Raw genomic sequence first — 19,240 nt, forward strand, 5'->3', positions numbered from 1 at the left:
CGACGGCTCCGCCCGCTGCGGTGCTCGGTGCCCCGGCGGCGAGGTGCGCCGTCACGCCGCGACCCGGCGGCGGGCCTCGATGGCGATCATCGGCGGGGGCAGCAGGGCCCCGAGGTTGCGGATGATCGCCCGGCACAGCGCCAGGTCGACCGGGTTGGTGCGTTCGATCCCCATGAGCCGGCGGGCGAACGGGGGCAGGCTGGCCATCGCGCCGGCGTGGAGGGCCCGCCAGAGCGGCCGGGCCGCCGAGGGGAGGAAGGGTGGTTCGGCCAGGTAGCGGAGGCCCTCGCGCGCCTGCTCGCCGATGGCCAGGTCGGGCCGGTGGCGGTCGAGTGCGGCCATGGCCTCGGCCCACGTCCGGGGCGGGTCGAGAACGCCGACGGCGGCTCCGACCCGTGCGTTCTCCGCGATGTAGCGGTCGAGGTCGGCATCGCTCAGGGGGTGGGCACCGAAGCGACGGTGGGCCGCCGCGGTGGCCACGAACTGCGCGACGTGGACGAAGTCGAGCAGCTCGGGCTCGTTGGCCGAGTACGGCCGGCCGTCGGGGGCCACGCCCACCACCCGGTCGTGGATGCGCGGCAGCAAGGCGGTCGCCCGCTCAGCTTGGTCGCTGGTGCCGAAGCTGACGGTGAGGACGTACTCACCGGTGCGCTGGGTGCGGCCCATGAAGTCGCCGTCGAAGGCGCTGTGCTCGACCACACCGGCGAGGGCCCGCGGGTGGAGCGCCTGGAGGGCGAAGCTGGCGAACCCGCTCACGAGCAGCGAGTGGTCCGAGTGCACCCGCCAGGTGGCGCTGTCGGGCCCGAACCAGCCCGGGTCGCCCGCTCCCGCAACGGCTTCCTCGACCGGGTGGGGCGGGGGCCGCTCGGCGCCCATCATGCGCCCGAACGCCATGGCCAGGGGCTGGGCGATCAACGGTGCCGACACCCGGCCCGATGCCCCGGCGGCCAGGCCGAGGGCCAGCTCCATCGGGCTGGGTAGGGCGGGCCGCCACAGCTCGACGTCCGACGTGGGGATCCCCCGGGGGGTGGGAGCGGACGGCGGCAGCGTGGACGACGAGGTGGTGGGGGCGGCCATGAGGCCTCCGTTCGCGAAGGGGTCGGTACCCGACCGACCAAGGGAAGAGGAACAGAACCTGCACCTTTGTACCGGCCACGACAGGTGTCGGCAACGTGGAGACGACGACCGGGCCCGACCCGCGCCGCCGCCGGGTGGCCGCGGTGACGACGGCCGATCTAATCGGTCCCCGGCGCGGGGGCGCGGTTGCGGGTACGGTCGGGTCGCCGGGCGGCGAGGAGACCCTGATGAAGCGTGCACTGATGCCGGCCCTGGCCGCCATGGCCCTCGTGTTGAGCCTCACCGGCTGCGCGGCCACCGACAACAGCAGCGTGTCGCGCCCGGGCCAGCCCCTGGTGCTCACCGGGGTCCAGCTGCCGGCGCTCGTCGGCAAGGCGCCCGGGCGCATCGTCGCCTTCCGTCACACCCGCCGCGACGACACCCCGCGGTGGACCCAGATCCCGGTCCAGATCGACGAGCGCAAGGTCGTCCCCTTCGGCACCCAGCCGCCCGACAACCGAACCCCGGGCGTCACCGGCACCGTCTACGGCCACGGTGGCGGTGGACCCGCCGCCGTGCAGTACGTCGACCCGAACACCTTCGTCGGACCCGACGACGACCCCGCCTTCGACGGCAACGACGAGCTCGTCTTCATGGTGAGCGACAGCGGCGGCAAGCCCCGGCCCGAGGATCCTCAGACCCCGCCCGGCGTGGTGGCCGGCAGCGGTGTCGCCGTGCAGATGGACGATCCGCAGCGTGACGGCCAGCACGCCTGGGTGTACCTGTTCGTCTCCAACGGGTCCCTCGATCCGTCCGCCGGCAAGGACTACGTCGACTACGACTTCGAGCTCACGAGCGGCGACTACAAGACGACCTACCGGCGCAGCCAGGGCCGCAACCCCGAGACCTCCCGGGTCGTGACCGACCAGTACCGGATCGACTTCAGCGACCGCTGGTTCGAGGACAGCTGGCAGGTGCGCGCCGGCGACGCCTCGGGGGTCGACCTCCTCGACGGCCACAAGAACCAGTTCGCCATCGACTTCTGCGGGCGCAGCAACGCCACCTTCGCCGACGCCGAGGGCGCCTTCGTCGCCAACATCGACGGTCCGGTGCGGGCCATCCGCTCCTACGTGGGGGCCAACAGCGGGCCCCGCACCCAGCGAACCCACAAGATGTACCGCGACCGCGAGACGATCGTGACCAACCTGCGGGTGCACGCCATCCCGGGGGTCATGGACTTCATCGACTACAGCGCGGCGGCATCGGGGATGGTGTACCGCAGCTCCACCCGGCCCAGCGGCGTCAGGGTGAACGGCGCTCCCGACCCGATCTCCACCGAGCCGGCCTCCTGGGAGGTCGTCAACGGCCCCCAGGGGGCGGTGTTCACCCGCTCGGTCTTCTCCACCAGCGTCGCCGGTCTCGACGATCGGACCTCATGGTTCTACCGCGACCAGGTGGACCCACCCGAGGAGCAGTGCTGGGGCGACGACTCGTTCTACGCGGCGTCGGGCAACGAGATCACCGGCGGCATCCCCAACACCGATCCCGCGGTGGGCCCGGCGGCCACGGTGACCGGCACCCGCACCGTCCACTTCTCGCCGCCCTTCGACGACGGCACCCGGCTGGTGGCCGCGGCCCGGGCCCTCGCCGCCGACCTGGCCCAGCCCCTCCGAGTCACCGTCAGTCGCCACCAGCCCTAGCCCGGCACCGCCCCTAGCCCGGCACCGCCCTAGCCCGGCACCGCAGGACCGCACGGAGCAACCGCCACGCGGAGCCGGCGGGGCCCATCTCAACGTGTCAACATGAGCCACCGCAGGAGTCCCGGCGCAGTCGGCCGGACTCGGGGGAGGGGCCATGGTGGATGAGCGCTGGTGTGGATCGTGCGGTGAGCGGCTGGGGCCCGGGGGCGGCTTCTGTGGTGCGTGCGGGACGCCGACCGCGTCTGGCGCAGACGGGTTGCCCGCGGGACCGACGCCTCCTGCCGTCACCACGACCGGCCCGGCACCGGTCACGATGGGCGCGGCGGCGGTCGGCGGGCCCGGCGCGCCCCCGCCGCCGCCTTCCGCCGGTGGCGGGAGCCAGGTGCCGGGGGCCGCAGGCGCCGGCAGCTGGCGCTGGGCCCTGGTCGGTGCCGTCGTGGTGGTCGCGGTGCTCGCCGGCGCGCTGGTTGCGGTGGTCGCCTCCCGTGACATCGACGCTGGCGAGGATGAGGCTGCCACCGTTGAGGTCGTGCTCGAGCCCGTCGGCCACGTGAGCGAGGAACCCTTCACCGAGTCGGTGGTGAGCGAGGGCGTGGTCCCCGCGGAGCTGCAGGCCTTCTCCACGGTCGAGGGCCCCGGGGCGCGCCCCTCCGCCTCGTCGGACGTCGTCATCTCCCAGGTGGCCGGCGACCGGTCCGGCCTCTACGGCTCGACGGCCGAGGGTGCGGTGTGCGACGCCGACGCCTTGGCGGTGCGGATCCTCGCCGACGAGGAGGTCAACCGCGTGTGGTCGGGGGTCATGGGCGTCGACCCCGGCGACTCCGCCGCCCTCATCACCGCCGCCCTCACCCCGGTCGTCCTCGGCCGCGACACGGCGGTGACGAACCACGGCTTCGGGCCCGACGGGGCTGCCCCCTACCAGTCGGTCCTGCAGGCGGGCACGCCGGTGATGGTCGACGCGAACGGAACCCCTCGGGCCCAGTGCGGGTGTGGGAACCCGCTGCTGGCCCCCGACGCGGGCGGCGGGCGAGTCGACCTGGTGGGCGACGTCTGGGAGGGCTTCGACCCGCGGCAGGTGACCGAGGTGCGGCCGTCCGACGAGCCGGTGACCGAGATCGAGACCGTCGACATCGAGTCCCGCGAGCCGGTCACGGTGCCAGTCGGTGGCGAACCCGACACGGTGGAGCTCGACGGCCTGCTCGTCGCCGACCATGCCGGTGTGCACGTCCACGGGGAGGCGGGTGAGCGGCTGGCGACCGTCATCGACGAGCCGGTCGGACAGGTCTTCGACGACGGCGCCGGTGGACTGGTCTGGGATGCGCCCGCGCCCGTCGATCAGGAGCCGGCACCCGTCACCGACCCTGAGAGGAGCAAGGTCTGGCACCTCCCAGCGGGGGCGGAGGAGCCCGAAGTCGTCTTCGAGAGCGAGGACCCCGGTGCCCGACGCTACGAGCTGGAGAGCGCGGGCCGGTTGGGCGACCGCTCCTACGTCGTGGTCACCGAGATCGTGGCCGACCCGTCGGGGCCGGGCCTCGACCCGTTCGAGGGGGACCTCGTGGCCCTGGACCTGGGGTCCGGTGAGACCGAGGTGATCGCTGACGACGTGACCCGGGGCGCCTTCGAGGACGGGTACCCGTCCTCGTCGCCGGTGGCTCGCTCTGTCAGTCTCAACGCCGAGATGTTGGCCTACGCCACCTACACCAGCACCGCTGAGTACGACGGCGAGGTGACGTGGACCCTCCTCGGGCCCGGGTTCGAGGCCATCGAGTCCTCGTGTGTTGGGGTCTCCACCGCCTTCGCGGCGGACGAGCCGTGTCCGACGGGGGGCACCCTCGACAGCAGCGGGGAGGTCGTCGCGCCCTACCTCAGCGAGTCCGGCGACAGCGTCGCCGGGTTGGAGGTGGGTGATCCTCGCGCCGGCGCCCCGCTCCGGCTCGTCGAGGTGTCCCAGGGGGTGAACCTGACCGAGTGGAGCGGCGCGACGGAGCTCGACGTGCTCGACGGTCGGGCCATCTACTCATACCGACCCGAGCCGGGGTTCGAGGCCCTCGCGGCCATCGACATCGACCTGGCCGACGGCACGTCCACCGAACGAGAGCTCCCGGGCCTGGTCCGCTTCCTGCGCGCCCCCCTGGTGCGCCCGGCCGAGACCGACGCGTCCGCCCCGGAGCCGGCGCCGCCCACCACCACCACCACCACCACCACCACGACGGCACCTTCGACCACCAACCCGCCCACGGCCGCACCTTCGACCACCAACCCGCCCCCACCCATGACCACCGCACCGCCCACCACCATCGTGCCGCCGCCCGAGCTCGACCTGCTCAACATGGTGCTCCCCGCCGGCGCCTGCGGCCCCGACACCCTCGCCGTCCCTTTGATCGGCGGAGAGGGTGAGGCAGGCGAGGTCTTGTACGAGGACACCGTCTACGCCTCGGTTCAAACCGACGAAGCGGTGCAGGTCGACGTCGACGGTGACGGTCGTCCCGAAACGGTGGTGTCTGTCGTGTGCAGCTTCGGTGGGTCCGGTCACGTGAGCCCGCTGGTCACCCTGCGCCCGACATCAGACGGAGTCGAGATGGCAGCCGAACCCATCCCGTTCGGTCGGGGCGACCGCGACCCGACGGCGATCGAGCTTGATGGCCAGGCCCTCATCGTGCGCGGGCTTGCCTACCTCGACACCGATGCAGGGTGCTGCCCGTCCGGGTCCTTCACGACTCGCTTCGAGCTCGAGGACGGTGCGTGGGTTGAGGTTGGCTGACCGGAACGTCGCGCACGTCGTTGCAGGTGGTCCCGGCGCGCTTGCGTACGACGGTACGAGGGCTGATCCACGGGCGCGACACCGCCCCGGGCGGGGGAGGGTGACCCGGGGCGGTGCGACGCGGTGCTGGTGGCGGTACGAGAGCGTCAGGCCTTGACCTGGGCGTCCTTGCGAGCGGGGTTGGCCTGCTCGCCGGCCTTCGGGTCGGTCTCGTCCTGCTTGGCCCGGACGCCGTCGGCGACCCGGTCGCCGAGGTCCTTGTCGACGTTGCGCCAGTACTCGAAGGCCCGCTCGAGCACGGGCTCGCTGACGGCGTTGAGCAGGTGCCCGACGATGTTGTCGACCAGCCGGGTGCGGCCGTCGTCGTCGAGCACCTCGCGGACCATGGTGCCGGGCTGGCCCCAGTCGTCGTCCTCGGCGTGGCTGACGTAGCTGGCCCGCACCATGTCCCCGTCGGCCTCCCAGCCGGCCGGCTCACCGTACCGGGCGGTGTCGGCCGCGGGGCCGCCGTAGGAGTTCGGGGCGTACACCGGGTCCGACACGTTGGTGACCCGCATCGCCCCGTCCTTGCTGTAGCTGTGGACGGGCACCTGGGGCCGGTTCACCGGGATCTGCGTGTAGTTCGTCCCGAGCCGGGCGCGGTGGGCATCGGCGTAGGAGAACAGACGGGCCAGCAGCATCCGGTCGGGGCTGGGGCCGATGCCGGGCACCAGGTTGTTGGGCTGGAACGCGGCCTGCTCGATCTCGGTGTGGAAGTCGGTCGGGTTGCGGTCGAGGGTGAGCCGGCCGACGTCGATCAGCGGGTAATCACCGTGAGGCCACACCTTGGTGAGGTCGAACGGGTTGAACCGGTAGTCCTTGGCGTCCTCGAACGGCATGACCTGCACCTTGAGCGTCCAGCTCGGGTGCTCGCCGTCGCGGATGTGCTCGAAGAGGTCGCGCCGGTGGTAGTCGGTGTCGATCGAGGCCATCTGGTCGGCCTCGTCCTGGGTGAAGAACTCGACGCCCTGGTCGGTCTTGAAGTGGTACTTGACCCAGAACTTCTCGCCCGAGGCGTTCACCCACATGTAGGTGTGCGAGCTGTAGCCGTTCATGTGCCGCCACGTGCGGGGGATGCCCCGGTCGCCCATGAGCCAGGTGACCTGGTGGGCCGACTCGGGTGACAGGGTCCAGAAGTCCCACTGCATGTCGTGGTCGCGCAGGCCGTTGTCCGCCCGACGCTTCTGGGAGCGGATGAAGTGCTGGAACTTCATCGGGTCCTTCATGAAGAAGACCGGCGTGTTGTTGCCGACCATGTCGTAGTTGCCCTCGGTCGTGTACATCTTGAGCGAGAAGCCGCGGGGGTCACGCCACGTGTCCGGGCTGCCCCGCTCGCCGGCCACGGTGGAGAACCGGATCAGAGTGTCGGTCTTGGTGCTCGGCGCGAAGACGGCGGCCTTGGTGTACTGGCTGACGTCGCTCGTCACCTCGAAGTGGCCGAAGGCGCCTCCGCCCTTGGCGTGGGGCTGGCGCTCGGGGATGCGCTCCCGGTTGAACTGGGCCATCTGCTCGATCAGGTAGTGGTCCTGCAGCAGGATCGGCCCACCGGGACCGACGGTGAGGGAGTGTTCGTCGCTCTCGACCGGGATGCCGGCGTCGGTGGTGGTGGGGGGACGGTTGTCGGTCATGGCGTCGTCTCTCGGGTCGTGGATCGGGGATCCGATGGGCTGGGGGGGTGGTGCAGGTGGTGGGCTGCGCAGTGCTGTGGTGGCGCTCGGCGTCGGGGTCCGAACGGCCGCGGGGGCGGCGGTCCTGCATGCCGGGCAGGTGCCCCAGTAGACGACCTCGGCCTCGTCGACCTCGTAGCCGTGGCGCTCGGAGGGGGTCAGGCACGGCACGACGTCGACGGCGCAGTCGACGTCGTCGATCGCGCCGCAGGTCCGGCACACCAGGTGGTGGTGGTTGTCACCGGCGCGGGTCTCATAGCGCGCCGAGCTGCCCGCCGGCTCGATGCGGCGCACCAGCCCGGCGTCGGAGAGGGCCCGCAGCACGTCGTAGACCGCCTGGGTGGACACGGTGCCCAGGTCGCGGCGGACCGCCGCCGCGATCTCATCGGCGGCGGCGTGCGGCGATGCGTCGAGCATCCGCAAGGTGGCCACCCGGGGGCCAGTCACCCGCAGTCCGGCGCCACGGAGGGCGATGACGGGGTCGAGGGCCGACGTGGTCACGCGGACCTGTCTACGCCTTCAACTGGAACGAGTCAAGAGTTGGGTGAGATCGATTGTGAGGTCGTCCCGGGACTGCTCAGACCCGCACGACCTCCAGCCCGGCCACGCCCTCCAGGGGGTCGAAGTCGGCGTCCTGGGTGACCACCGGCAGCCGGTTGGCCGCCGCCGTGGCCGCAATCCACAGATCGTTCACGTTGACCCGGCGACCGGACTCGGCGAGGTGGGCCCTCATGTCCGCCCAAACCTGAGCCACCGACTCGTCGATGGGGAAGACGATCAGGTCGCCGGTTCCGTCGAGGGTCGTCTGGCGCCGGACCTGGATGTCGGGGTCCGAGGCCGTGAGCACGCCGACGCTCAGCTCGGCCACCACGACGACCGACGTGGCCAGTTGGGCTGGCAGCGCGCCGACCGCGCGACCGGCTTCGGTCGCGATGAAGACGCTGGTGTCGAGAAGGCCGGCGGGAGGGACGGCCATCGGGACTAGACGATCGGTCCAAGGTCGTCGGTCGTGTCGCCGGCAAGCCGCTCGAGGTCGTCACGCAGGCCGGGGTCGGCCTGGACGCGAGAGAGGCGCTCCCGCATCTCGGCGCCCGAGACCCACCGCCGGCGCCGGAGGGGCACGACCTGGGCGACGGGCCGGCCCCGTACGGTGATGGTGATCTCCTCGCCGGCCTCGACCCGGCGCAGGACGTCAGCGGTGTGGTTGCGCAGTTCCCGGGAGGCGACCTCGGCCATGGCGACGACCGTAGTACGTGCGTCGCACATGCCGTCTGGAGGCCACCACGGCGGCTCAGCGCCGGGCCAGGGCGAAGGGGAGCACGGGACCGGTGCCGGCGTCGCGCAGGGCGGCGGCCACCACGGTCATCGTCCAACCGGAGTCCCGCAGGTCGTCGAGCAGGAGAACCGGCCCCGAGCGCACCGCCGGCTCAGGGAGCCCGGCACCGTCGATGACGAACGCCCCCCACACGTTGACCAGCTTGTGGGCCGAGTTCTGCTGGTCGGCCTGGGGCGGGCGGCCCTCGCGGCGCCCGACGGCGGGGTGCACGGGCAACTTCCCCAGGGCGCCGAGGCGCTCGGCGGTCGCGGCCAGGAGGGCCTCGTGGCGGGTCGAGGGGATCCACGTGATCCACGTGGGTCGCGCCTCCCACGGCCAGCGCTTGAGCACCGCCGCCATGGCGTCGATCAGCTCGTCGTCAGGGGCGCCGGAGGCCAGCGCGCGGGCCACCACCGGCCACCACCCGGCGTCGTCGACGCGGGTGAGGGCGCGGCCCTCCTCGGCCCGGGCGGCGGGACCGATGTTGCCCCGCGGCTCGGGCAGTCCGCGGGCCCACTGCTTGCGGGGTTCGAGGGGCACGTCGACGCCGCGCAGCAGCTCGACGGCGCGACGCACCACGGCGGGGTCGAGCTCGACGGGGTCGCCGGTGCCCGTGCACACCGCGCAGCGCCCGCACGGAGCGGCGTCGACCTCGGGGTCGTCGAGGCTGGTGCGCAGGAAGCCCATCAGGCACGAGGCCCCCTCGGCGTAGGTGAGCATGGCCTGGGCCTCCTGGCGGCGCGCCGCGCTGACCCGGTCCACGCGCTCGGTGTCGTAGTGCCAGTCGTGCCCGGTGAGCACCCAGCCCCGCCCCTCGCGCGCCACGGCTCCGTCGACGTCGAGGATCTTCAGCAGCGTCTCGAGCCGACCCCGCCGCAGGTCGACGCGGCGCTCGAGGTCGGCCACGCTCGCCGGCTCGCCGCCGGACTCGCCGATGGTGTCGAGCACGCGGCGGGCCAGGGGCTCGGGGGGCATGCCGACCGACGCGAACCACGACCAGATGGCCCGGTCTTCCTCGCCGGGCAGCAACCACGCCTCGGCCCGGGGTACCGAGCGCCCGGCCCGCCCGACCTGCTGGTAGTAGGCGATGGGCGACGGCGGGGCGCCGAGGTGGTGGACGAAGGTGACGTCGGGCTTGTCGACGCCCATGCCGAGGGCGGAGGTGGCCACCAGCACCTTGACCCGGTTCTCCTTGAACGAGGCCTCGAGCCGGAGGCGGTCCTCCGCGTCGGTGCCCGAGGAGTAGGCGACGGCGTCGATGCCCTCGGCGCGGAGGAACGCGGCGACCAGCTCGGTCTGGGCCACCGTCAGGCAGTACACGATGCCGGTGCCCTCGACGTCCGGTATGCGCTGGGCCAGCCAGGCCAGGCGATGAGCGTGTGTCGGCAGGGCGACCACGCCGAGGTGCAGCGACTCGCGGTCGAGCCGACCACGCATCACCGCCACGCCCGCGCCCATCTGCTCGGCCACGTCCGCGCAGACCCGTTCGTTGGCGGTGGCGGTGGTGGCGAGCACCGGCGTCTCAGGGGAGAGGTTGGCGATGGCGTCGCGGATGCGGCGGTAGTCGGGCCGGAAGTCGTGGCCCCAGTCGCTGATGCAGTGGGCCTCGTCGATCACGAGCAGGCCGAGCCCGGCGGCCAGGCGGGGCAGCACCCGGTTGGCGAAGCCGGGGTTGTTGAGCCGCTCGGGGCTGATGCAGAGCAGGTCGATCTCGCCGGCGGCCACCGCGGCCTCGATGGCCGACCAGTCGTCGAGGTTGGTGGAGTTGATGGTGGCCGACCGCACGCCGAGGCGCTCGGCCGCCGCGACCTGGTCGCGCATGAGGGCGAGCAACGGCGAGACCACGAGGGTGGGCCCGGCGCCGTCCTCGCGCCGCAGCTTGGTGGCGATGAAGTAGATGGCGGACTTCCCGAAGCCGGTGCGCTGGACCACGAGGGCCCGGCCCCGATCACCGGCGGTGACCTCGATGGCGGCGAGCTGCTCGGGGCGGAGGCGGGCGTCGGGCCCGGCGAGGGCCTCCAGCAGCTCCTGGGCCCGGTCGGCCCGGGCGGTGACGGTGGGGATCACCTGGCCATCCTGGCGCGCCGGTGCGACAACCGGGGCGGTCGGCGGGAGATCTACCGCTGGCGGTGGTCGATCACCTCGATCGAGCAGGCGGGACCGGTCGCGGCGGCAAGCCGCTGGTCGGTGGTCACCAGGATCGCATCCAGCGCCTCGGCCAGCGCCACGTACATCGCGTCCCATCCCCGCACGGTGTCTCGCAGCGCCCACGCCCGGGCGAGCAGGAGCCGGTGGCCGAAGCGCTCGCCGGGCCAGGCTTCGAGGTCCTCGACCGCCTGGGTCGCCGCGGTGTGGTCGAGGCGTCCCTGCTGGTGCTCGCGCCGGACGACGCCGAAGACCTCGACATCCACGATGTGCGGTGCGGCGTGGTCGCCGTCGGCCGCCAGCCGGTCGCGGATCGCCTCGGCGCCCGGCCCTCCGATCAGGACCTCGACGAGGCAGGAGGCGTCAACCACCAGCATCGGGCCACGGGCCGCGCTGCTCGTCGAGCGCGGCCAGGACCTCGACCCTTCCGAGCGGCGACGAGCGCCGCCGCGTGCGCTCGAGCCACTCCGCCACGCTGGGCCGTGCTGCGAGGCGCGCCGCCTCGGCGCGCAGCAGCTCCGGCACGCTGACCCCGGCCTCGGCGGCGCGCCGGACGAGGCCGGCGTAGACATCGTCGTCGAGGTCGCGGATCTGCACGGTCTTGGGCACGGTGGCACCCTAACATGCAACTTCGCATCAAGGCATGCGAGGGCGCATGACGTAGCGCGTGTCCGACGAGTGCGGTGCGCACCCGTGGGGTTGGCGCGGGCTGTCGAATCCGCCGCCCTGGTGGGCGCCCGGCGCCTCTGACGGTGGCCGTTCCCGGGCGTGTCAGCCGGGGCGGGTCCAGATGATCGAGTACCGGAAGAGGGGATGGCGGCGGTAGCGGCAGCCCGGCAGGAGCAGGGCCGCCATCCGCAGGACCTCGGTGTAGCTGGACCTCGGATCGACGATGGCGGCGGAGTGCTCCCAGTAGCCCCGGCGGCGGCGGAGGACCCGGGACTCGACCGCCCCGACGGCGTCGTGGGCCAGGTCCCAGAGGCCTCGGGTGCGGGCCAGGCCCACGACGCCCAGCACCCCACCGGGGGCGACCAGCTCGGCCAGGCGTCGAAGACCTACTTCGAGCTCGATGTGGTGGAGCGTGGCGACCGAGAGCACGGCGTCGAACGACCCGGGCTCGAAGGGATGGGTGAGCACGTCGGCGGAAATGACGGTGACGTTGGTCAGTCCGTCGACCTCGCGCCGGGTGGAGGCCACGCTCGCCGGGTCGACGTCGATGGCGGTCACCTGCCGGGCCCGGTCGGCCAGGGCCCGGGTCAAGAGGCCGTCGCCGCAGCCGACGTCGAGGGCCCGCTCGCACCCAGGGGGAACGGCGTCGAGCAGCACCCCGTGGTGGGCGATGTTGTGGTTCCAGCGCCCGGCGGGGGCGCCGCCGCGAGGGATGGCCACCCGGTGAGGCTACGGCCCGCCGCTGGTCGCCGGGCCTGGGCCGGCGGGCTCCGGCGCGCCCGTTGCGGTCGCGGCGTCGCCGTCGCTGGTGGGTCGCGCGCCTCGCAGGGCGGCGACCGAGCTCAGCACCACGGCGGTGAGGGGGACGGCCGCCACGGTGCCGACGAAGCCGAAGAGAGCGGTGCCGGTGGTGATGCTGAGCAGGATGGTGGCCGGGTGCATCGAGAGGGCCTTGCCGTAGATCCACGGCGCCAGCAGGTCGTTGTCGAACTGCTGCACGACGACCGCGACGGCGGCGATGATGAGGGCGTCGATCAGCCCGCCTGACGCCAGGGTCACCAGCACCGCCACGATGCCGGCGACGGTGGCGCCGACAAGGGGCACGAAGGCGGCGACGAAGGTCAGCAGCATCACCGGCAGCACCAGTCCGGACCCGACGATGGTCATGGCGATCCCGATGGTGATCGCCTCGACGATGCCGAGCAGGGCGGCGCCGCGCAGGTACCCGCCGAGGCTGCCCCACGACGCCCGGGCGACGGTCACGGCCTCGTCGCGACGCCGCTCGGGGACGGTCCGGGTCGCCCACTGCTGGAGCGCGGGGCCGTCCTTCAGGGCGAAGAACGTGAGTATCAGGGCGAGGAGCAGCCCGGCCAACCCGCTGAGCACGGCCAGGGCCCCCTGGGTCACCTGGTCCTGGGACTCCCCGAGCGCCTCCCGGCCCCGGTCGGCGGCGTCGTCCTTCAGGTCGTCGAGTTCGGACCGGGTGACATCGACCGGGGCGTCGCGCACGAGCCAATCCTCGATGTCGGTCAGGCCCTCCTCGACGGTGGGCCCCAGATCCCGGAACTCCTCGATCATCGGTGGGGCGATGAGGGCGACGGCGAGAGCCACGACGGCGAGGAAGCCGAGCAGCACCGTGGCCGCAGCGGGTGCCGGTCGCCACCCCCGGCGGCGGAGCCACCCACCGGGCACCGAGAGGACCCGGGTGAGGAAGATGGCGACGGCCACGGGGAAGAGCACGAGCGTCAGCTGGGCGACGACCTGGAGCACCAACCAGATCGCGGCTCCGATCACCACCAGGCACCCGGCGTGGGCCGCGACCCGCAGGATGGTCGGGTGCGGGCGCCAGGACGACGTAGCAGAGGGGGCCATGGGCCCTGCCCTACCCGCTCCCCGGGTCGGCACCCCGTTCAGGCGCGACGGCGCCCACCGCGCCACACTGGCGCAGCCGGGCAGATCCCCGGCCGGGCGATCGTGGGGGGAGCACCTGCCCTCGCCCGCGGAGCGACGCGAGGAGACCACCGTGGGCGAGTGGGCGAAGGACGACGAGACCACCTCCGACCACGGTGACGTCTTCATCGACGCGATCCGCAAGCTCGACCAGGCGGCCGAGTTCGGCAGGATCGACGCCGAGGTCACCGAGCGGCTCCGGCACCCCAAGGCCATCCTCCAGGTGTCCGTCCCGGTGCGCCTCGACGACGGGTCGCTGCGCACCTTCGAGGCCTACCGGGTGCGCCACGACGACACCCGGGGCCCGGCCAAGGGCGGCATCCGCTACCACCCCGACGTCAGCCTCAGCGAGATCAAGGCCCTCGCTCTGTGGATGACGCTCAAGTGCGCGGTGGTCGACATACCCTTCGGCGGCGCCAAGGGCGGGGTGATCGTCAACCCCAAGGAGCTCTCGCCCCTCGAGCTCGAGCGCCTGAGCCGCGGTGTGGTCGTCGCCTTCGGCGACTTCATCGGGCCCGACACCGACATCCCCGCGCCCGACGTCTACACCAACGCCATGGTGATGGGCTGGATGATGGACGAGTACTCCAAGCACCAGCGGCGCCGCACCCCGGCGGTCATCACCGGCAAGCCCCTCGCCCTCGGCGGCAGCCTCGGGCGCACCGAGGCCACGGGGCGCGGCGCCTACTACGCCATCAAAGAGGTCGAGCAGCGCAAGCGGTGGGACCCGAAGGACATCACCGTCGCCGTGCAGGGGTTCGGCAACGCCGGACAGCACGTCGCCCGGCTCCTCCACGCCGATGGCTACCGCATCGTGGCCGTCAGCGACTCCAAGGGCGGCATCCACTCCGACGAAGGCTTCGACGTGCCCAGCCTCATCACCCAGAAGAACGAGCGGCGCGAGCTGCGGGCGGTCTACTGCGCGGGCCGTCTGCGAGATGGTCGACGCCACCGAGATCGGCAACGAGCAGCTGCTCGGGCTCGACGTCGACATCCTGATCCCGGCGGCGCTGGAGGGCGTCATCACCGCCGAGAACGCGCAGGACGTCCAGGCGGGCCTCGTGGTGGAGGTGGCCAACGGGCCCACCACCAGCCGGGCCGACGCCGTGCTCCACGAACGGGGCATCGTCGTCCTCCCCGACATCCTGGCCAACGCCGGAGGCGTGACGGTGAGCTACTTCGAGTGGGTCCAGAACCGCACCGGCCTGGCCTGGTCGCTCGACCAGGTGAACGACGGTCTGGCCGAGATCATGGCGAGGGAGACCCGCCACGTGCTCGACCAGGCCGAGGAGCTCGGAACCGACCTGCGCACCGCGGCCTACGTCCACGCCCTCAAGCGCGTCGCCGAGGCCATCGAGGCCACCGGCACCCACGAGTACTTCGCCAACGGCGGCTGACAGGACCGTCGCGTCGACCCGCAGCGAACTGGTCGCGGAACCCGGCGTGGGAGCGACGGATCTCGCGACCAGTTGCGTGGCTCCGGGGAACTGGTCGCGGAACCCGTCGTGGGAGCGACGGATCTCGCGACCAGTTGGGTGGTTCCGGCGGGCGGCGGTCGGTCAGCGGCGGCGGGCGCGGCGGGCGGCGGGAGGGGACGAGGACGCCGGGTCGGTGGGCCAGGGGTGCTTGGGGTAGCGGCCGGCCATGTCCTTGCGGACCTCGGCCCAGGACCCAGCCCAGAAGCCGGGGAGGTCGGCGGTGACCTGGACGTCGCGGCCGGCGGGCGAGCGCAGGTGGATCACGACCGGCACCCGGCCCTCGTCGACGCTCGGGTGGACGGTGGTGCCGAAGAGGTCCTGCACCCGCACGTGCACGGCGGGCGCCTCGCCCGCGTAGTCGACCTGCAGCTCGTGGCCCGAGGTGGGGACGGTGATCGTCGTGGGGGCGACGGCGTCGAGCCTCCCGGTCCACGGCCACCCGAGCTTGCCCCGCAGCACGTTCGTCACGTCGACCTTGGCCAGGCCGCCCCGCCCCGTCGCCCGCCCCAGGAGGGGCGCGAGCCAGTCGTCGAGCTCCGCGAGAAGAACCTCGTCGGAGAGGTCGGGCCACTCCTCTCCCCTCACGGCCCGCACCCGGCGGGCGAAGGTCGCCCGCTGCTGGAGGCGACGGGCTCCGGGCGTCCAGCGCAGGACGTCGAGCCCGGTGGCCCGCACGCGATCGAGGAGGGCGGCCACCGTGTCGGGCCCGGCGCCGGGCGGGCTCTCGGACACGAACAGGACGAGGGCCCCGAGTCGACGCTCGGTGCGGCGGCGGAGGTCGTCGCGGGCGTCGTCCCAGGCCACCCGAGTCGTCGTCTCGACCGCGTCGCCTCCGAGGGCCACCACGTCGGCCTCGTCGAGCGCGGCGGCGATGCGGACCCGACCCTCCGGGGTCGGCTCCGCCGCGATCGCGCGCCGAGGCCCGCGCCCGGCCAGGGGCCGTCCCGGGCCGGGCGCGGGCCCGGCATCGACCTCGGCGACGGCGAGGAAGGCCTCACCGGCCAGCGGGTCGTCCTCGGCCAGCGCCGCGCCGGTGCCGTTGCGGAGGCGGAAGCGCCGTCCGCCGCGCGCCTGGGCGATCCGGTCGGGGTAGGCCAGGGCGATCAGCGGGCCGCACGCGGTGAGGTCGATCTCGTCGCGCCGGCGCACCCGAGCCCGCCGGGCGATCTCGGCCGCGCGCCGGCGGGCCGCGCGCACCGCGTCGCGATCAGCACGGGGGTGTGAGGCCCGGCCGTCGGCCAGCAGTCGCAGCCGCTCGGCGGCGTCGACGGGCACCTCCTCGGGACGGCCCCCCAGCACGTCGCGCTCCTCGAGGGTAGCGGCGAGCAGGCACGCCTCCCAACCGTGCCCGGAGCGGGCCCCGTCGACCACCATCCGGGCCAGGCGGGGGTGCAGCGGCAGCTCGGCCATGGTCCGACCGGCGGGCGAGGGCCGGCCCGCGTCGTCGAGGGCGCCGAGCGTGGTGAGCAGGGCGCGGGCCTCGGCCAGGGCGGGGGCCGGAGGCGGGTCGAGGAAGCGCAGCTCGTCGTCGGCGGCGCCCCACAGAGACAGGTCGAGGGCCAGGCCGGCCAGGTCGACCTGCAGGATCTCGGGGGTGGCGAAGCGGGGCCGCGGCGCGTGGTCGACCTCGGGCCAGAGCCGGTAGGCGACGCCGGGCGCCGTGCGCCCGGCTCGGCCGCGGCGCTGATCGGCCGACGCCTTCGAGGCCGTCACCGTCACCAGACGGGTCAGCCCGGTGCGGGCATCGAGCCGCGGCACCCGCGCCAGGCCGGCGTCGATGACCACGTGCACCCCGGCGACGGTGAGGCTCGTCTCGGCGATGTCGGTGGCCAGCACGACCCGGCGCCGACCGGGGGGCGACGGGGCCAGGGCGAGGTCCTGCTCGGCCAGGGGCAGGGCGCCGAACAGGGGCCGCACGTCGACGTCGTCGAGCCGCCGGCTCGCGACGGTGAGCTCGCCGGTCACCCGGCGGATGTCGGCCGCGCCGGGCAGGAAGACGAGGACGTCGCCGGCGTCGCGCCCGAGGGCCTCACCCACGACCCGCGCCACGTGGTCGGCCAGGCGCTCCCGTTCGCGAGCCGGTGCCCAGCGAAGGGCGACGGGGTGTTGGCGGCCGACACTGGTGACGACGGGCGCCGGCGCATCGCCCCCGAGCACCTCGGCGACCCGGCCGGTATCGAGGGTGGCCGACATGGCCAGCACCCGCAGGTCGGGGCACAGCGCCGAGCGGGCGTCGAGCAGCAGGGCCAGGGCCAGGTCCGAGTGGATGCTGCGCTCGTGGATCTCGTCCAGCACCACCAGGGCGGTGCCCTCGAGCGACGGGTCGCGCTGGAGGCGCCGGACGAGGATCCCCTCGGTCACCACCTCGATGCGGGTCGCCGGCCCCGTGACGTCCTCGTCGCGGGTGCGGTAGCCGGCGGTGGCACCGACCGGTTCGCCGAGCAGGGTCGCCATCCGCCGGGCGGCGGCGCGGGTCGCCAGACGTCGCGGTTCCAGCACCACGATGCGCCCACCGGCGACCCAGGGCTCATCGAGGAGGCGGAGGGGCACCACGGTGGTCTTGCCCGCCCCCGGCGGGGCCTGCAACACGGCGGTCCCCGGACCGCGCAGCGCGGCCCGCACCTCCTCGATGCACCCCTCGACGGGGAGGCCGGTCGGGGCAACGGTCACCCCGGCAGTGTGGCTGACAGCCGAGCTTCGTACGGAGGTGTGCCACGGAGGATCACGTTCGTCCAGGGTTCGAGGGGCGCCGGCGGAACTTCGTACGAAGGTGTGCCACGGGGATCACTTCCGTACAAAGCTCAGGGGAACGCGACGCCGGGCCGGCCTCGTGACGCCGTAGGCCACCGTGGGTCGTCGTCGGCAGGTGCGTCACCGGCACCGTCCTCGAGCCGTTGGCCGACGGCGGACCGATCCCGCCGTCGGGCAGCCCGCTCCGGTGCTCGACTAGGAGACCCCGACCGGCGACGCCATCACCATCGACCCGTCCGAGGGTCCGATGGTGATCGCCTTCCTGGCCCACTGGTGCCCTCACTGCCCCGCCTCGTCGAGCTGGCCGACGCCCAGGGTGACCTCGACGGGGTCGAGCTGGTCGCGGTGGCGACGCGCAGCGACGACCGCCGACCCCAGTTCCCCCCGGTGAGTGGCTCGCCGGCGAGGACTGGCCCGGCCGGGTCATGGTCGACTCCGACGCCGCGCCCGATGAGGCTCCCGCCGCCCTCGCCGCCTACGGCGTCAGCAGCTTCCCGTTCCTCGTGGCCGTCGACGCCGACGGTGAGGTCGTCGCCCGGGCCGCCGGCGAGCAGGGAACCGACGGGCTGCGGGCGCTGTTCGAGGCGGCCCGAGCCGGGGGCGGCGAGGCCGGCGGCACCTCGGACAGGGGAGTGACGCCGGCTGATCCCGGACGCCGGCCGGTCAGTTCGGGTTGATCGAGAGGATCGTGCCCTGCTCGTGGTCGGTGACGAGCAGGCGGTCGCCGACGGCGAGGAGGTGCTGGGGGCGTTCGATGCCCTCCACGAGGGTGGTGACCTCGGCCGGGGTGTCCTCGGTGGTGCGAGGGATGGTGACGACCCGGCCCTCGACCCAGAGGGCGACGACGAGCAGGTCGGGGTCCCACGGGGCGATCTCGATCGAGGTCGGCGTGGCGCCGGGGCCGAAGAGGGCGTGGGACGGCGGGGTGTCCGCGCAGTCGTCCTCGTTGCCGCCGTAGACGGCCACCGGCTCGCGGTCACCGATGCAGCGGGGCCAGGCGAAGTCGTCGCCGGGATGAACGGCGACCACCTCGTCGGGGGCGGGCTCGCCCTCGTACTCACCGTCGGACATCTCGGTGACCCAGAGGGTGCCGTCGTCGTCGTAGACGTGGGCGTAGGCGTGCTTGAACCCGTCGGCGAGCATCACCGGCTCCTCGCCGGGCGTGAGCGAGAACAAGATGCCCGAGCCCTCGGCGGCCCGGGTGCCGTCGAGCGTGCCCGAGGTGTTGTAGAGCAGGTCGCCCTCGGGGGTGGTGGTGAGGGTGCCCTCGGAGCGGCCGTTGTAGGGCAGGTCGTCGAGCACCACCTTCAGCTCGCCGCCGTCGAGGGGGCCGCGAGAGAGGGTGCGCTCCTCCATCACCCAGATCTCGTCGTCGACGACGGCCACGCCGGTCGGGGTGGTGAGACCGTCGAAGAGCACCTCGGGCTCGGCCCGGCGCTCATCGGCGTCGAGGCGCAGGATCTGGCCGTCGGAGCTGCCCTCCTCGCCGTTGAGCTGGGCCACGAGGAGCGTGCCCGACCCCTCCAACACCATCTGGGTCGGCCCCTCGAGCTCGGAGTACACCTCGGTCACCTCGAAGCCGTCAGCCACCTTCACCTCCGAGCTCGGCTCCGGTGCGCCGCCCGTCTCGTCCTCGCCGCAGGCGGCAGGCACGAGCAGCACCGCCAGCGCGAGGAGGAGGAACCGTCGTCGTCTCATGGGGTGGCCAA

Annotated in this window: 14 protein-coding genes and 2 pseudogenes; 4 read left to right on the top strand and 12 right to left on the bottom strand. The window is 73.4% G+C overall.

All coding sequences use genetic code 11. From position 1 onward, the window contains the following. Positions 1-51: 51 nt before the first annotated feature. Positions 52-1,077, bottom strand: coding sequence for an oxygenase MpaB family protein (locus VNL12_RS17840; RefSeq protein ID WP_325596296.1), 1,026 nt, complete (start codon positions 1,075-1,077; stop codon positions 52-54). Between the two features lie 227 nt (positions 1,078-1,304). On the opposite strand from VNL12_RS17840, the gene VNL12_RS17845 reads away from it, so the two are divergent. Next, positions 1,305-2,756, top strand: a complete 1,452-nt coding sequence (locus tag VNL12_RS17845; RefSeq protein ID WP_325596297.1) for a hypothetical protein — start codon at positions 1,305-1,307, stop codon at positions 2,754-2,756. 382 nt (positions 2,757-3,138) lie between these two features. Beyond that, entirely contained in the window at positions 3,139-5,517 is a 2,379-nt protein-coding gene (locus tag VNL12_RS17850; protein WP_325596298.1) for a DUF6777 domain-containing protein, read from the top strand. Positions 5,518-5,663: 146 nt separating this feature from the next. Here the strand turns inward: VNL12_RS17850 and VNL12_RS17855 are convergent, their stop codons facing one another. From VNL12_RS17855 to VNL12_RS17890, 9 genes and pseudogenes are all read right to left on the bottom strand, one after another. Beyond that, positions 5,664-7,184, bottom strand: coding sequence for a catalase (locus VNL12_RS17855; protein ID WP_349257881.1), 1,521 nt, complete (start codon positions 7,182-7,184; stop codon positions 5,664-5,666). A 237-nt stretch (positions 7,185-7,421) separates the two neighbouring features. Next, positions 7,422-7,724, bottom strand: a pseudogene (locus tag VNL12_RS21055) (Fur family transcriptional regulator); the annotation flags it as partial. 76 nt (positions 7,725-7,800) lie between these two features. After that, positions 7,801-8,199 carry a PIN domain-containing protein gene (locus tag VNL12_RS17860; RefSeq protein ID WP_325596300.1) on the bottom strand — a complete coding sequence of 133 codons (399 nt, stop codon included), beginning with the start codon at positions 8,197-8,199 and terminating at the stop codon, positions 7,801-7,803. Positions 8,200-8,204: 5 nt separating this feature from the next. After that, positions 8,205-8,459, bottom strand: a complete 255-nt coding sequence (locus VNL12_RS17865; RefSeq protein WP_325596301.1) for a type II toxin-antitoxin system prevent-host-death family antitoxin — start codon at positions 8,457-8,459, stop codon at positions 8,205-8,207. A 55-nt stretch (positions 8,460-8,514) separates the two neighbouring features. Further along, positions 8,515-10,605 carry a RecQ family ATP-dependent DNA helicase gene (locus tag VNL12_RS17870; RefSeq protein ID WP_325596302.1) on the bottom strand — a complete coding sequence of 697 codons (2,091 nt, stop codon included), beginning with the start codon at positions 10,603-10,605 and terminating at the stop codon, positions 8,515-8,517. 50 nt (positions 10,606-10,655) lie between these two features. Beyond that, on the bottom strand, positions 10,656-11,060 hold the full coding sequence (locus VNL12_RS17875) for a type II toxin-antitoxin system VapC family toxin (RefSeq protein WP_325596303.1): 405 nt from the start codon (positions 11,058-11,060) through the stop codon (positions 10,656-10,658). Continuing rightward, positions 11,047-11,292 carry a FitA-like ribbon-helix-helix domain-containing protein gene (locus VNL12_RS17880; RefSeq protein WP_325596304.1) on the bottom strand — a complete coding sequence of 82 codons (246 nt, stop codon included), beginning with the start codon at positions 11,290-11,292 and terminating at the stop codon, positions 11,047-11,049. Before VNL12_RS17880 ends, VNL12_RS17875 begins: the two co-directional genes overlap by 14 nt. A gap of 162 nt (positions 11,293-11,454) precedes the next feature. After that, complete coding sequence (locus VNL12_RS17885) at positions 11,455-12,072, bottom strand: class I SAM-dependent methyltransferase (RefSeq protein ID WP_325596305.1); 618 nt, start codon at positions 12,070-12,072, stop codon at positions 11,455-11,457. A 9-nt stretch (positions 12,073-12,081) separates the two neighbouring features. After that, positions 12,082-13,224: an AI-2E family transporter gene (locus tag VNL12_RS17890; RefSeq protein WP_325596306.1), complete on the bottom strand. Its 1,143-nt coding sequence runs from the start codon at positions 13,222-13,224 to the stop codon at positions 12,082-12,084. A gap of 151 nt (positions 13,225-13,375) precedes the next feature. On the opposite strand from VNL12_RS17890, the pseudogene VNL12_RS21060 reads away from it, so the two are divergent. After that, a pseudogene (locus tag VNL12_RS21060) lies at positions 13,376-14,699 on the top strand (Glu/Leu/Phe/Val family dehydrogenase). A 162-nt stretch (positions 14,700-14,861) separates the two neighbouring features. Here VNL12_RS21060 and hrpB read toward each other — a convergent pair. Further along, positions 14,862-17,450, bottom strand: coding sequence for an ATP-dependent helicase HrpB (gene hrpB, locus VNL12_RS17905; protein WP_325596309.1), 2,589 nt, complete (start codon positions 17,448-17,450; stop codon positions 14,862-14,864). 506 nt (positions 17,451-17,956) lie between these two features. Here hrpB and VNL12_RS17910 point away from each other — a divergent pair. Beyond that, the gene (locus VNL12_RS17910; protein WP_325596310.1) at positions 17,957-18,208 is read left to right on the top strand and encodes a hypothetical protein; all 252 of its coding nucleotides are present in this window, start codon (positions 17,957-17,959) and stop codon (positions 18,206-18,208) included. Here VNL12_RS17910 and VNL12_RS17915 read toward each other — a convergent pair. Continuing rightward, entirely contained in the window at positions 18,195-19,229 is a 1,035-nt protein-coding gene (locus VNL12_RS17915; RefSeq protein ID WP_325596311.1) for a hypothetical protein, read from the bottom strand. The two genes, VNL12_RS17910 and VNL12_RS17915, sit on opposite strands and share 14 nt — an antisense overlap. Positions 19,230-19,240 lie beyond the last annotated feature (11 nt).

It is taken from the genome of Iamia sp. (assembly GCF_035575815.1).
Lineage (GTDB): Bacteria > Actinomycetota > Acidimicrobiia > Acidimicrobiales > Iamiaceae > Iamia.

Coding starts and splice junctions, on each gene's coding strand:
- VNL12_RS17890 (WP_325596306.1), bottom strand. CDS start 13,224: ATGGCCCCCTCTGCTACGTCGTCCTGGCGCCCGCACCCGACCATCCTG.
- VNL12_RS17915 (WP_325596311.1), bottom strand. CDS start 19,229: ATGAGACGACGACGGTTCCTCCTCCTCGCGCTGGCGGTGCTGCTCGTG.
- VNL12_RS17840 (WP_325596296.1), bottom strand. CDS start 1,077: ATGGCCGCCCCCACCACCTCGTCGTCCACGCTGCCGCCGTCCGCTCCC.
- VNL12_RS17855 (WP_349257881.1), bottom strand. CDS start 7,184: ATGACCGACAACCGTCCCCCCACCACCACCGACGCCGGCATCCCGGTC.
- VNL12_RS17865 (WP_325596301.1), bottom strand. CDS start 8,459: ATGGCCGAGGTCGCCTCCCGGGAACTGCGCAACCACACCGCTGACGTC.
- VNL12_RS17875 (WP_325596303.1), bottom strand. CDS start 11,060: ATGCTGGTGGTTGACGCCTCCTGCCTCGTCGAGGTCCTGATCGGAGGG.
- VNL12_RS17845 (WP_325596297.1), top strand. CDS start 1,305: ATGAAGCGTGCACTGATGCCGGCCCTGGCCGCCATGGCCCTCGTGTTG.
- VNL12_RS17860 (WP_325596300.1), bottom strand. CDS start 8,199: ATGGCCGTCCCTCCCGCCGGCCTTCTCGACACCAGCGTCTTCATCGCG.
- VNL12_RS17910 (WP_325596310.1), top strand. CDS start 17,957: ATGGTCGACTCCGACGCCGCGCCCGATGAGGCTCCCGCCGCCCTCGCC.